This is a genomic window from Orbus hercynius (genome assembly GCF_003634275.1).
Taxonomy (GTDB): Bacteria; Pseudomonadota; Gammaproteobacteria; order Enterobacterales; family Orbaceae; genus Orbus; species Orbus hercynius.
This window is the reverse complement of record NZ_RBWY01000003.1, coordinates 66366-78061: the sequence shown is the minus strand read 5'-3', so window position 1 is coordinate 78061 and position 11696 is coordinate 66366. Positions and strand designations below refer to the sequence as shown.

Genomic DNA, 11696 nt, shown 5'->3' with positions numbered 1-11696 from the left:
ATATAAAATGGAGAAGTTCCGATGCACAGTAAACATGTTGGTTCAACAGCAGTAAAACGTGGCATGGCACACATGCAAAAAGGCGGCGTTATTATGGACGTGATTAATGCCGAACAAGCAAAAATTGCAGAACACGCTGGCGCGGTTGCTGTTATGGCGCTTGAACGCGTGCCCTCAGATATTCGAGCGGCAGGTGGGGTCGCGCGCATGGCAGATCCAACTATCGTTGAAGAGGTTATGCAAGCCGTCTCAATTCCGGTGATGGCTAAAGCGCGAATTGGCCATATTGTTGAAGCGCGCATACTTGAAGCGATGGGCGTTGACTATATTGATGAAAGTGAAGTGCTCACACCAGCAGATGAACAATATCACCTGTTAAAAAGCGATTTTGTCGTTCCTTTTGTCTGTGGTTGTCGTGACTTAGGGGAAGGTTTACGCCGTATAGGTGAAGGCGCATCCATGCTGCGTACAAAAGGGGAACCTGGTACGGGTAATATTGTTGAAGCTGTGCGTCATATGCGCCGAGTCAAGGAACAAATTCGTTTGGTTACCAGTAAAACCACCGACGAATTAATGACCTATGCTAAAGAAATTGGTGCACCTTATGAGCTACTACTACAGATCAAATCATTAGGTAAACTACCAGTTGTCAATTTTGCTGCCGGCGGCATTGCAACACCCGCTGATGCAGCACTCATGATGCAACTTGGCGCGGATGGTGTATTTGTAGGCTCTGGAATTTTTAAATCAGATAATCCTGAAAAATTTGCTAAAGCAATCGTGCAAGCGACAACTTATTTTAATGATTATCCACGCCTTGCAGAATTATCTAAAAACCTAGGTAATGCAATGAAAGGTATTGAAATGAGTAAATTAAGTGAATCTGAACGCATGCAAGAACGAGGCTGGTAATGAAAACAATTGGCGTATTAAATTTGCAAGGAGCAGTCAGTGAACATATCACAATGCTGAAAAAGTTAGATACCGTTAAATACAGCCTTGTCAAAAAACCACAAGATCTTCAAGGACTCGATGGTCTTATTATACCCGGTGGAGAATCAACGGCAATTAGCCGTTTGATTAACCAAAATGGTTTATTTGAACCGATCAAACAATTTTCCCGCTCAGGTAAAGGAATTTTTGGGACTTGCGCTGGGTTAGTGCTTTGTGCCAAAACGACAACCAAAATTGATAATACCGACAAATCAGTCACGCCTCTGGGGCTGATTGATTTAGTGGTAGAACGTAATGGATTTGGTCGGCAAATCGATAGTTTCGAAACCCGGTTAACTGTCAACAATATTGGTGACAATATTCCTGCTATTTTTATCCGAGCACCTTATATTCAATCATTCTCCCAAAGTGTTACCCCTTTAGCCTATATTGATCAATATTGTGTAATGGCGCAAAGTAAAAATATACTGATTTGTTCATTTCATCCTGAATTAACTGATGATTTAAGAATTATCCACTATTTTATTAAGCATTGTTGTTAGCATGCGATATTTTGTATCATTATAATCAGTCATCATTTTTAGCCCAATCCTTCTCGTTACGTGGTTAGAGAAGGAATCTTCCTATTCCAAATAATGATAAAACACTTACATTTCAATGAATAATTCAAAACAACCTTTTGATTTATTTTTACAAAAATATTATTTTTTGATAGAGCGCAATTATTAATGCCGATTAATTAATCAACACAAACAATATGACAAAAAAGTAATTTAAATAGATAATCGATAAAGATTAATGAATTCACTAGGGTTTAGGCTACTGAATATCCAATTTTTTAACACGCTATTGGAATTTAAAATGTATAAAAAAATGAGTCTTGTTCCGAATTATTATCCAAAATCAACAATGTTAGCCGGATTTACTACTTTAATTTTAACCGGTGGTATCAATTCAGTTCATGGCACTCTTAGTGCAACTACCAATATTAATATACAAGGTAGCATGCCTTATTTTATCTTATCGGATGGTATCACAAAATTAACAACACCAAGTGAACTATTGGGCTTTACAATGACCTATACTAATAGTGAAACTGGTCAAATAGATATATCTCGCTTTGATACAACCATGGCAACGACACCAACGCAAAGTAGAACAATCATTGCACCAACAGGCATGAAGTTCAATGATATCAAAACACTTATACCACTTGATAACACCCCTTATGAACTCTCCACATTACAACTTACCGTTGGGGATGACGATGGCGATGCTTCATCATCGGATATCATTTCTTATCAAGGCACAATGCAAGCAGCATGGTATGATAAAAGAGGTGTCATGATTACCGATTTAGATCAACTACTAAGTCCATGTGAATCCCCTTATACGTTATTGATTAATACTTCCAACGTTTCAGCAAATACAGCCTATGGCAATCCTAGTTTGAATCTATTCGGTTCGAATAACGCACGATATATTTTTAAAGTTGAGCAGCATCAAATCTGCTTTGTTAGACCACTTAATATGACCGTATTAACGACAAGCACTTCAAGCTCGAGTGGTTTTAACCCGCAAGTGTTTGATACAACGCTCGGATTTAACATTACAGCCCTCGAAAAGAAAAATCAAACTTTTCCATCTACTGGTTTTAGGGGGGCAAAGTTTACATTATTGGGATCTGATGAAGATCAAACTAACTACCGCTGCGCTTTAGTAAATGATACAGATGCCGTAAGTTTGTCAGGTACAAGTGGGCGATATCAAGGGCAAAATTGTACTCTTCGCTATGAAAGCGAAACACGTTTTACCACCCCCATAACGATTCAAATGGAACATAAGAACAGCGATGGTACTTGGCAACAAGTTGATAGTTATACTATTCCCGAACCTACACATTGGGCAATCAGAGGTGGGGCAATGGCGTATGCAAATAATGATATCCTTGCTGATGCAACTTCTTTTCCTGCGTTAAGTAAATGTAGTGGTGAAAATGTTGATAGTATTAATCATCCCGTTTATATTAATCGACAAAAATACTTATTTCGTCGTAATGAACTGACCAACAGTATCGGTTCTGATCCGACTACTTATCCAGAAAATAGCGCGCCGACAACAACCAATGCTCAGTTTATACGTGATGCCGATGGCACATTTATGGGTGAATGGGGATTAACTTACAAATATGATTATGCCTCTTATGATCAACTCATTTTCTTTTGGACATCGGAAGCATATTCAAGTAATCGTCAATTTGAAGTCGGCACTTCAGGTAATGTTGCAAATATGTCACCAACCTCAGTCTATAATCTTGTTGAGTGCCGTGGATAATCTTAATCACTAACGATAATTGATGCACTATCCTTTATGTTGGCGTACTTGACAACACATCATAAAGGATAAATAAAATCATAAACCTAACAAATTAACGGGCTAACGTCGCAACAATAATATTTTCCGGATGAATATAGATATTAATCATCTGACCTTGCTTAATCTGTAATTGCTGATACTCATCAATCGGTCTCGATGCATAAATCTCAAGCCCTGATGATAAGGATAACATCATTTCACACCAATATTGACTGAGCATAATGTGAGAAACAGAGGCTAAATAGTGATTGGTATTAGCACGATTTATTACTTCAACTTGCGGGGCTTTAATCAATAAAATGACTTCTTTACCAGGGATTAAGTCCAAACGATGAATACTTGATTGAGTTACACAAATGGATAATTTTGTAATTTTATCTTGTAATAGTACCGTCACTAAACCGGCCATGTCATGATTATTAATATCAATTATAGTACCATAAAACTGATTACGCGCACTTGATTGTAAAGACACTTTGGCGGCAACATTTAGCACATTATTTAATGGTATTGTTTCATCTTTCAATATGCTAAAAGCATGACTCTGCATATGAGTTAATAGATCATATAATTGAATGAACCTCAGCGCATATTGGCTAAGCTGAGCTCCACCCCCACCCTTGCCACCGGTAGAAGTTATCACGAAAGGCTGTTCAGCTAATTTATTCATATCGTCGATCGCATCCCAAGCCGTTTTATAACTGATGTGAATCAATCTTGCAGCTTGACTTAAGCTACCAGTTTGCGCAATAGCTTTTAATAATGCAATGCGCTTTGCGTCTGTAAATAGTTTATCGCCAAATTTTAATGTCAGAAAAATATCAGGAAAAAACATGATAAAAACCCATCAACTGTTCCAGTACTCAATGGTGCGTTTATAAACCGTTTGTTTACCTTCTGCTTGTTCAACTTTTGTCAGCCAATTGCCGTACTCGTCAAAATTACTATAAATAATTTGTGTTGTAATACTATCAGCAAGCTCAGTCATAAACTGATAATGTGAATACTCATTTGCTTTAACAAGACGCTGTCTATCATCATACTCAAATTGAGTGCTCACCATAGATTCATAACCATATTCATTACTATCAATATTGGTAAAACGATAAAGATTTAATGAGCCTTTTGGATCAAAGAGGTACTCAATACTGAATTTTTCATTCTCAACTGGTTTTTTATACTCAAATATTACACCAAACTCTCCACTATCTAGCAGATTATTGTGTTGTAATATGACACGTTCTTCATTGAAATCATATGAAGGTAACAGGGTAATTTCAATGGCATTATTTTTTAAAACATACAAGCTATTATCGATTTCATAACTTCCCACGGTTTGTTTACGCTGCCATTTATTATCGCCATTACGCATTAGTGTGGTAATCATCGTTCTTTGGGCTTCTGCCGTCGAGCCTATCGCCGCGGCTGAATAGTAGTTAATCAATAATCCTTTTTCATCATATTCTACGATTGTTTTACTCTGACTGCTATCAGAGCTATGTTCAATTGACATACTCGACTTCTTAACAAGAACAGACGATATTGTGAACATCTGAATATCGTCATTTTCTAGCAATAAATTGATCTGCTGATATGTTAATTTAGCGAAACTAACATCATTAAGAAACACAAAGCTGGCAATAATGAAGCAACTATAAAGAATTCCTTTTTTCATTTTCTACATGACCTTTTCTCTTAAAAATGCTAATAATTTGAATAATTGATAGAAAATTTCGATAACTGATTTATATTACTTAATACACTTTATAATCTTACTCGAAATTTAACAGCAATTCATCAAATTCCTTACATTTTAGTAGGATATATTGGTCAATGTAAAATCATTATAATCCTGTATTAACAACACTCTATAGGGCTTATAATATGTACAGGCTATAACAATAAAAGCTATTTTATTGCTTTAGAAACGAGTAACTCGGCTTCTTGCTGAATTTGCATTAGATGACTTTCACCAATAAAACTTTCGCTATAAATTTTATAAGCATCTTCAGTTCCTGATGGACGAGCGGCAAACCAACCATTTTTTGTGACGACTTTCAACCCACCAATCGCCGCACCATTAGCAGGCGCTTTTATTAAACTCTGCTCGATCTTTTCACCCGCTAATAAATCAGTTGTTAACTGCTTAGCATCGAGTTTAGACAATTTTTGTTTCTCAATATAACTGGCTGATGCTTGAATTCGACCATAAAAAGATTGACCATGTTTTTGTTCCAAAGCGTCATATTGAACTTGTGGATTATGACCAACCCTTGCGGTCATTTCTGCCGCCAACAAGCATAAAATAATACCATCTTTATCTGTCGACCACACTTGACCATTATGCCTTAAAAAAGAGGCTCCAGCACTCTCTTCACCGGCAAAACCAATTGAGCCATCAAATAGCCCATTAGCATACCATTTGAATCCAACTGGGAACTCTAATAATGATTTATTGAGATCACAAGCAACCCGATCAACCATTGAGCTTGTCACTAACGTTTTACCAATTGCAACGCCAGCATGCCAATCAGGGCGATGTTTAAATAAATAATCAATACATACCGCAAGGTAAGCATTGGGTTTCATCAAACCGGCAGGTGTTACAATGCCATGTCGATCAAAATCAGTATCATTACCAAAAGCCAGATCAAATTTATCTTTCAGCTGCAATAATCCAGCCATTGCATCAGCGCTTGAACAATCCATTCGAATAACACTGTCATGATCAAGGTGCATAAAGCGAAACGTGGGATCAACTTTATCATTCACAATATTCAAATTAAGTCCGTATTTTTCAGCAATGCGCGGCCAATAAGTAATGCCCGCACCACCTAGCGGATCAACACCAATATTTAATCCTTTCCTAGCAATAATATCAAAATCAATAATATTGACTAAATCATCAATATATTCAGTTTCAAACTCTTTCACATGAACATAATTTGAGTTCATTGCTTGCGAGAGCGTTAAGCGCTGTACGCCAGATAAGTGGCTTTTTAGTAACTCATTCGCGCGTTTTTCAATCATTGAGGTCACAACCGTATCGGCTGGGCCACCATTAGTTGCATTATATTTGATTCCACCATCTTCTGGCGGATTGTGTGAAGGGGTGATCACAATACCGTCCGCAGCTTGGGCATGCTGTTGATTATAAGTAATAATGGCATGAGAAATAACAGGCGTTGGCGTATATCCCCAGTTTTGTGCGATAATACAATCAATACGATTTGCCGCTAACACTTCAAGCACTGTTTTTAACGCAGGATCAGATAACGCATGAGTATCTTTACCAATAAAGCAAGGTCCGGTAATATTTTGAGCATGACGATAATCAGCGATAGCCTGTGCGATAGCAATAATATGATGTTCATTAAACGTGCCTTTATTTGCACTACCACGATGACCTGAAGTACCGAAAATAACAAGTTGACTTGGATCATCATAATTTGGCTCTACGCGATAATAATGATTTAATAATGCATCGATATTAATTAGATCAGTTGCCTGCGCTAATTGTCCTGCTCTAGAATTACTCATTCTTGACCCTTTTCTTAATAAAATTACTTCGCAACAAATTGCGTTTTTACCAGCCCAATTATGTAATCAGGTACTTCCATTGTATTCATGAGTGATTCAATAATGAATATTTTTCTAGCTGTATTGCTATTGGTCACAACCCAATAAGGCGTGTTTGGAATGAGTTTAGGCTTAGTGTTGTTGCCTGAACGCAAAAGAGTTTGTTCATCATCTGCTAAATATCGACGCTTACTGCCATGCAAGGATGCAGCCGCAACCGAGAATAAACTATGATTACAGGTATAAAGTACAGCAAGAATGGATAAAAAACGATTTACTAATTTTTTCTGATTGACAAACTCATCACTCTTAACTAATGCAACAAGAGCCGAAAAATCACCAAATTGAGTTGGCGTCGCCGCAGTGACTTGATAAGATTCAATAGCAAGTAAACGCCTTAATATACTCGATGCATCCTCACCTATATGGCAAGTTTGTCTCGCAATATATTGATATAAATCATCATCAATTTCAATTGTTTTCACACTAGATTCCTCTTTGATTTGGTAACATACATAAAATTCATCAGAGTATTCACTCTATCGTGCATCCCTGTACGGGGATATTCTCTAAAGGAATAGGCGAATGAATATTATCATACTCACTATCATCACAACCTTGTGATTGAGCGATATTATGATGTGATTTAGCTTGTTGCTGATTATTCAAAGGTGTTGAGCGATGACAACCACTAAGCAGGAATAAAACGCAGATACCTAAAATTATATGCTTTAACCAACCACTCACAATAAACCTTTTAAACGAATAATTTTGTCATCGGTAAATTGTATCATCAATTATTAAAATAATAAAAAACTGATTGTTATCAGATAGCCACTAATAAGTTATCACACATCATACTCTGCATATTGCTAGATAAATTTATCTATAAAGGCGAGTAAATTAATTATTTACAATAAAATAACGATACTTATCGCCAAGATTTGATAAAATGGAATAAAACCGTCTAATTTGTATTAGCGTTAAAAACGATTGAATCAATGAAAAGGATAATATATATGAAAAAAGTTGCTGTATTAGCATGTTTAGCGATCTTGCTCGCCGGATGTCAAAATAGTGATATCTATTCAGGGGATGTTTACTCAGCGGATCAAGCCAAGCAAGTCCAACAAGTGACTTATGGTACCGTATTATCAGTACGCCCAGTTAAAATTCAAACTAATGCTTCAAACGGCTCAACCAATACTGTAATTGGCTCTTTAAGTGGCGCTGTCCTTGGTGGCTTTCTAGGTAATACCATTGGTAATGGTACCGGTAAAAGTTTAGCAATTGCTGGGGGCGCAATTGGGGGGGCACTAGTTGGTAGTGAAGTTCAAAATGCGGTAAGCGAGACGAATGCTGTTGAGCTAGAGGTACGACAAGAAAATGGGTCAACAATTGTATTAGTCCAAAAAGCAACGCCAAACCAATTCCAAGTAGGTCAAGAAGTGCGTTTGGTAACTAACGGTAAACAAGTTAACGCCTCACCTCGTTAATACGCGATAAGGATAATTAAAAATGCGAATATTACATACGATGATTCGGGTTGGTCATTTACAACGATCTATTGATTTTTATACTAAAACAATGGGTATGAAACTCCTTAGAACCAGTGAAAATCCGGAATATAAATATTCACTGGCCTTTGTTGGTTATGATGATGAAAGCAAAGCATCGGTAATTGAGCTGACTTATAACTGGGGAACTGAAAATTACGATATGGGTAATGCTTTTGGCCACATCGCTATCGGCGCGGATGATATTGCAAAAACGTGTGAACGTATTAAGCAAGCTGGTGGTAAAGTGATTCGAGAAGCGGGCCCAGTAAAAGGCGGCACCACGATTATTGCTTTTGTCGAAGATCCCGATGGTTATAAAATTGAATTAATTGAGAACAAACAAGCAGACAAAGCATTAGGTAATTAATGCTGACATGAATGCAATAAAAAAAGGGACCGAATGGTCCCTTTTTTATTATGCAGAAAAACGGTTAGCGTCTTTCACCAAAGATTCTCAATAACATTAAGAATAAGTTAATAAAATCAAGATACAATGTTAAAGCACCAAAAATAGCATAACGTCTAAATGCATTTTGATCGTCTGTTGGTAATTGCTCACCGAATGCTTTTAATTTTTGTGTGTCATAAGCCGTTAAACCCGCAAAAACAAAAACACCGATATAAGTAATCGCCCACATTAATGGTGTGCTTTGCATAAAAATGTTAACCAACGACGCGATAACTATACCGATTAAGCCCATAAATAAAAAGCGGCCTAAACCTGACAAGTCACGTTTAGTGGTATAACCGTAAAATGCTAAAGCAGCAAACATACCTGCGCTGATGAAAAATACACTCATAATCGATGATGCGGTATACATAATAAAAATCGACGTTAGCGTTAAACCACTTAATGCCGAATACAACATGAATATGCTGGTTGCTGCGCTGCCAGATAATCGATTAATCATGCCTGATAATACAAAAACCAATCCTAATTGTGCTGCAATTAATACCCATGACAACACACTTAAAGAGGTGATATAGCCATATTCGTTAACAGAAAATAACAGTCTCATAATTGGTACGCTAGTTGAGGCATACCAGGCAACAAAGCCAGTTAATAAAAGACCCACGGTCATCCACCCGTAGACATGGCTCATATAAGTCTGAACTCGGCTACCAGCCTGCTCAATAATCGAACCGTTAGGGGAATAATTATTCATTTAATATCCTCTTGTTATAGAAAAAAAAGTACAACATCGACACATTATATCGAAATTGTAGTTTAATACCATTTTTTCAATGCGTCTTTATCAGTTTTTTTCGCTTCAACCCAGTTATCATGAGTTGAAGTTTTTTCCTTTTTCCAAAAAGGCGCCTCGTTTTTTAACACATCCATAATAAAATCAGCAGCAGCAAATGAATCTTTACGATGTGCACTACTGACACCAACATAGACAATATTTTCATTTGCGAGTATTTCGCCAACTCGATGCACAATGATAATCCGATTAAGCTGCCAACGTTCTCTTGCTTGCTCAATAATGTTAAGTAAAACGTTTTCAGTCATCCCTTGATAATGCTCAAGATATAACGATGATACATCGTTTTGGAGTGAGCGCACCTTACCCGTAAAAGTCACAATTGCGCCATCTTGTGTTGACTGAGATAACCATTGATAGTGTTGGCTGATATCAACAAACTCATTACTAACAATAACAATATTTTGTTCATTCATGATGCTTAGCCGCCAGTAACCGGCGGAAAAAAGGCAACCTCATCATTAGCGTTGATCACATAATTGTGATCAACTAATTGCTTATTTACCGCACATAATGTGTGTTTTTCTTTTAAAGCATATAACCAATTATCACCGTTTAAACTTAGGTGCTCAATTAAGTCGCTAACAGCAATTGGTGCCATATCTAGTTCTAAAGACGATACACCAATTAACTCTCGAGTTTGTGCAAAAAATAGTATTCTAATCATATTGCGCTTGAAAATTCCCAGATTTGCCGCCTAACTTGGATAATAATCTCACTTGAGAGATCACCATATCTTTCTGTACTGCTTTACACATATCATAAATGGTTAACGCCGCGGTCGATGCCGCAACCAATGCTTCCATTTCAACACCGGTTTGTCCCGTTAAGCGACATAAGGCTTGAATTCTGACTTGTGAATGTTCAACATCAGCTTCAATCATCACTTCGATCTTACTTAATAAAAGCGGATGGCATAACGGAATTAATTCCCACGTACGCTTAGCGGCCTGAATTCCAGCAATTCTTGCTGTCGCAAAAACGTCACCTTTATGATGTTTATTTTCAATAATCATCGCTAATGTTTCGGGATTCATTATCACAAATGCTTCAGCAATCGCTTCTCGCATAGTCGGTTGTTTATTCGTTACATCGACCATGTGCGCTTCGCCATGCGCATTAATATGAGTAAAGTGTTGGCTATTTTTAGCTTCATCGAATGGTGTCATTGTTAATTATCATCAGTAAAATCTAATGCTCATTAAGATATCAGATTTCATCATTATTGAGAATAGCCAGCATAGACCATTTAATAATGCTACTTCGTCGTAGCCGTTTTTATGGTATACTCTGCGGTAGTAATTAACGATATTATTTAAAGAAATGACACCATGAAGATGAAAAAATCACGTTATACGCTTGCCGCTTTTTTTACTGCGTTGCCACTAATCACATTCAATGCGACTGCATTAGATAAGTATGTAACCGAAAATTTAACCGTTTATTTAACGCGTGGACCTGGCCCACAATATGCCATTGTAGGTACATTGAATGCGGGTGAGAAGATCACAGTTCTAGAAACCAGCAGCGATGGGCAATATACACGGATTCAAAATGATGCAGGTAAGATCGCTTGGGTAAAATCGACCAATTTAACAGACACTCCAAGCGTGAAAGAGCAAGTCGATATATTGGCACAAAAGTTATCGAGCGCGCAAGAACAAGCGACTAAACTTGAGCAAGAAAAAAATACTTTATTAAACGAATATTCTAATCAGCTCGATACCGCTAAACAACAAATTGAAAAACTCGAACAAAGTAATCGCCAATTACAAACAACATTTGATGAGCAACAAGCAAAAATTACCTCGTTAAGCGAAACTGTTGATGAAAAAAGGCAAGATTTAATGTTGACTTGGTTTACTCGAGGGGGGCTTGTTGCCGGTATTGGCTTAATTCTTGGACTTATTTTACCTATTATCATGCCCAAAAGACGTAATAAAGATCGTTGGATGAAATAACC

15 protein-coding genes are annotated in these 11696 nt (G+C 37.2%); 6 read left to right on the top strand and 9 right to left on the bottom strand.

Features of this window, described 5'->3' with window-relative positions; all coding sequences use genetic code 11:
- Positions 1-21: 21 nt before the first annotated feature.
- The 3 genes from pdxS (at position 22) to DES39_RS07995 (ending at position 3288) form a co-directional block, all read left to right on the top strand.
- On the top strand, positions 22-912 hold the full coding sequence (gene pdxS / locus DES39_RS08005) for a pyridoxal 5'-phosphate synthase lyase subunit PdxS (protein WP_121145263.1): 891 nt from the start codon (positions 22-24) through the stop codon (positions 910-912).
- Positions 912-1496, top strand: a complete 585-nt coding sequence (gene pdxT / locus DES39_RS08000; RefSeq protein ID WP_121145262.1) for a pyridoxal 5'-phosphate synthase glutaminase subunit PdxT — start codon at positions 912-914, stop codon at positions 1494-1496. The genes pdxS and pdxT overlap by 1 nt, the downstream gene beginning before the upstream one ends.
- 319 nt (positions 1497-1815) lie before the next feature.
- A complete protein-coding gene (locus DES39_RS07995; protein WP_121145261.1) occupies positions 1816-3288 on the top strand; it encodes a hypothetical protein in 1473 nt (490 codons plus the stop codon).
- A gap of 94 nt (positions 3289-3382) precedes the next feature.
- Here the strand turns inward: DES39_RS07995 and DES39_RS07990 are convergent, their stop codons facing one another.
- The 5 genes from DES39_RS07990 to DES39_RS07970 all read right to left on the bottom strand — a co-directional run bounded on the left by DES39_RS07990 (position 3383) and on the right by DES39_RS07970 (position 7656).
- Positions 3383-4165 (bottom strand): TOBE domain-containing protein, encoded by a 783-nt coding sequence (locus DES39_RS07990; protein ID WP_121145260.1) that lies wholly within the window; start codon positions 4163-4165, stop codon positions 3383-3385.
- 12 nt (positions 4166-4177) lie between these two features.
- Positions 4178-5005, bottom strand: coding sequence for a hypothetical protein (locus tag DES39_RS07985; RefSeq protein WP_121145259.1), 828 nt, complete (start codon positions 5003-5005; stop codon positions 4178-4180).
- 233 nt (positions 5006-5238) lie between these two features.
- Positions 5239-6870 (bottom strand): phosphoglucomutase (alpha-D-glucose-1,6-bisphosphate-dependent), encoded by a 1632-nt coding sequence (gene pgm / locus DES39_RS07980; RefSeq protein WP_121145258.1) that lies wholly within the window; start codon positions 6868-6870, stop codon positions 5239-5241.
- A gap of 23 nt (positions 6871-6893) precedes the next feature.
- Positions 6894-7394 (bottom strand): replication initiation regulator SeqA, encoded by a 501-nt coding sequence (locus DES39_RS07975; protein ID WP_121145257.1) that lies wholly within the window; start codon positions 7392-7394, stop codon positions 6894-6896.
- 49 nt (positions 7395-7443) lie between these two features.
- Positions 7444-7656 carry a hypothetical protein gene (locus tag DES39_RS07970; RefSeq protein ID WP_121145256.1) on the bottom strand — a complete coding sequence of 71 codons (213 nt, stop codon included), beginning with the start codon at positions 7654-7656 and terminating at the stop codon, positions 7444-7446.
- Between the two features lie 272 nt (positions 7657-7928).
- Here DES39_RS07970 and DES39_RS07965 point away from each other — a divergent pair, with 272 nt between their 5' ends.
- Positions 7929-8405 (top strand): outer membrane lipoprotein, encoded by a 477-nt coding sequence (locus DES39_RS07965; protein ID WP_121145255.1) that lies wholly within the window; start codon positions 7929-7931, stop codon positions 8403-8405.
- Between the two features lie 22 nt (positions 8406-8427).
- A complete protein-coding gene (gene gloA, locus DES39_RS07960; protein WP_121145254.1) occupies positions 8428-8835 on the top strand; it encodes a lactoylglutathione lyase in 408 nt (135 codons plus the stop codon).
- Between the two features lie 64 nt (positions 8836-8899).
- On the opposite strand, the gene DES39_RS07955 is transcribed toward gloA, so the two are convergent.
- The 4 genes from DES39_RS07955 to moaC form a co-directional block, all read right to left on the bottom strand.
- Positions 8900-9634, bottom strand: coding sequence for a Bax inhibitor-1/YccA family protein (locus DES39_RS07955; RefSeq protein ID WP_121145253.1), 735 nt, complete (start codon positions 9632-9634; stop codon positions 8900-8902).
- Between the two features lie 62 nt (positions 9635-9696).
- Positions 9697-10149, bottom strand: a complete 453-nt coding sequence (gene moaE, locus DES39_RS07950) for a molybdopterin synthase catalytic subunit MoaE (protein WP_121145252.1) — start codon at positions 10147-10149, stop codon at positions 9697-9699.
- Positions 10150-10154: 5 nt separating this feature from the next.
- Positions 10155-10400: a MoaD/ThiS family protein gene (locus tag DES39_RS07945; protein WP_121145251.1), complete on the bottom strand. Its 246-nt coding sequence runs from the start codon at positions 10398-10400 to the stop codon at positions 10155-10157.
- A complete protein-coding gene (moaC, locus tag DES39_RS07940) occupies positions 10393-10902 on the bottom strand; it encodes a cyclic pyranopterin monophosphate synthase MoaC (RefSeq protein ID WP_121145250.1) in 510 nt (169 codons plus the stop codon). The genes DES39_RS07945 and moaC overlap by 8 nt, the downstream gene beginning before the upstream one ends.
- A 162-nt stretch (positions 10903-11064) precedes the next feature.
- Here moaC and DES39_RS07935 point away from each other — a divergent pair, with 162 nt between their 5' ends.
- On the top strand, positions 11065-11694 hold the full coding sequence (locus tag DES39_RS07935) for a TIGR04211 family SH3 domain-containing protein (protein ID WP_121145249.1): 630 nt from the start codon (positions 11065-11067) through the stop codon (positions 11692-11694).
- Positions 11695-11696 lie beyond the last annotated feature (2 nt).

Coding starts and splice junctions, on each gene's coding strand:
- pdxS (WP_121145263.1), top strand. CDS start 22: ATGCACAGTAAACATGTTGGTTCAACAGCAGTAAAACGTGGCATGGCA.
- moaC (WP_121145250.1), bottom strand. CDS start 10,902: ATGACACCATTCGATGAAGCTAAAAATAGCCAACACTTTACTCATATT.
- DES39_RS07955 (WP_121145253.1), bottom strand. CDS start 9,634: ATGAATAATTATTCCCCTAACGGTTCGATTATTGAGCAGGCTGGTAGC.
- DES39_RS07945 (WP_121145251.1), bottom strand. CDS start 10,400: ATGATTAGAATACTATTTTTTGCACAAACTCGAGAGTTAATTGGTGTA.
- gloA (WP_121145254.1), top strand. CDS start 8,428: ATGCGAATATTACATACGATGATTCGGGTTGGTCATTTACAACGATCT.
- DES39_RS07935 (WP_121145249.1), top strand. CDS start 11,065: ATGAAGATGAAAAAATCACGTTATACGCTTGCCGCTTTTTTTACTGCG.
- DES39_RS07985 (WP_121145259.1), bottom strand. CDS start 5,005: ATGAAAAAAGGAATTCTTTATAGTTGCTTCATTATTGCCAGCTTTGTG.
- DES39_RS07995 (WP_121145261.1), top strand. CDS start 1,816: ATGTATAAAAAAATGAGTCTTGTTCCGAATTATTATCCAAAATCAACA.
- DES39_RS07965 (WP_121145255.1), top strand. CDS start 7,929: ATGAAAAAAGTTGCTGTATTAGCATGTTTAGCGATCTTGCTCGCCGGA.
- pdxT (WP_121145262.1), top strand. CDS start 912: ATGAAAACAATTGGCGTATTAAATTTGCAAGGAGCAGTCAGTGAACAT.
- pgm (WP_121145258.1), bottom strand. CDS start 6,870: ATGAGTAATTCTAGAGCAGGACAATTAGCGCAGGCAACTGATCTAATT.
- moaE (WP_121145252.1), bottom strand. CDS start 10,149: ATGAATGAACAAAATATTGTTATTGTTAGTAATGAGTTTGTTGATATC.
- DES39_RS07990 (WP_121145260.1), bottom strand. CDS start 4,165: ATGTTTTTTCCTGATATTTTTCTGACATTAAAATTTGGCGATAAACTA.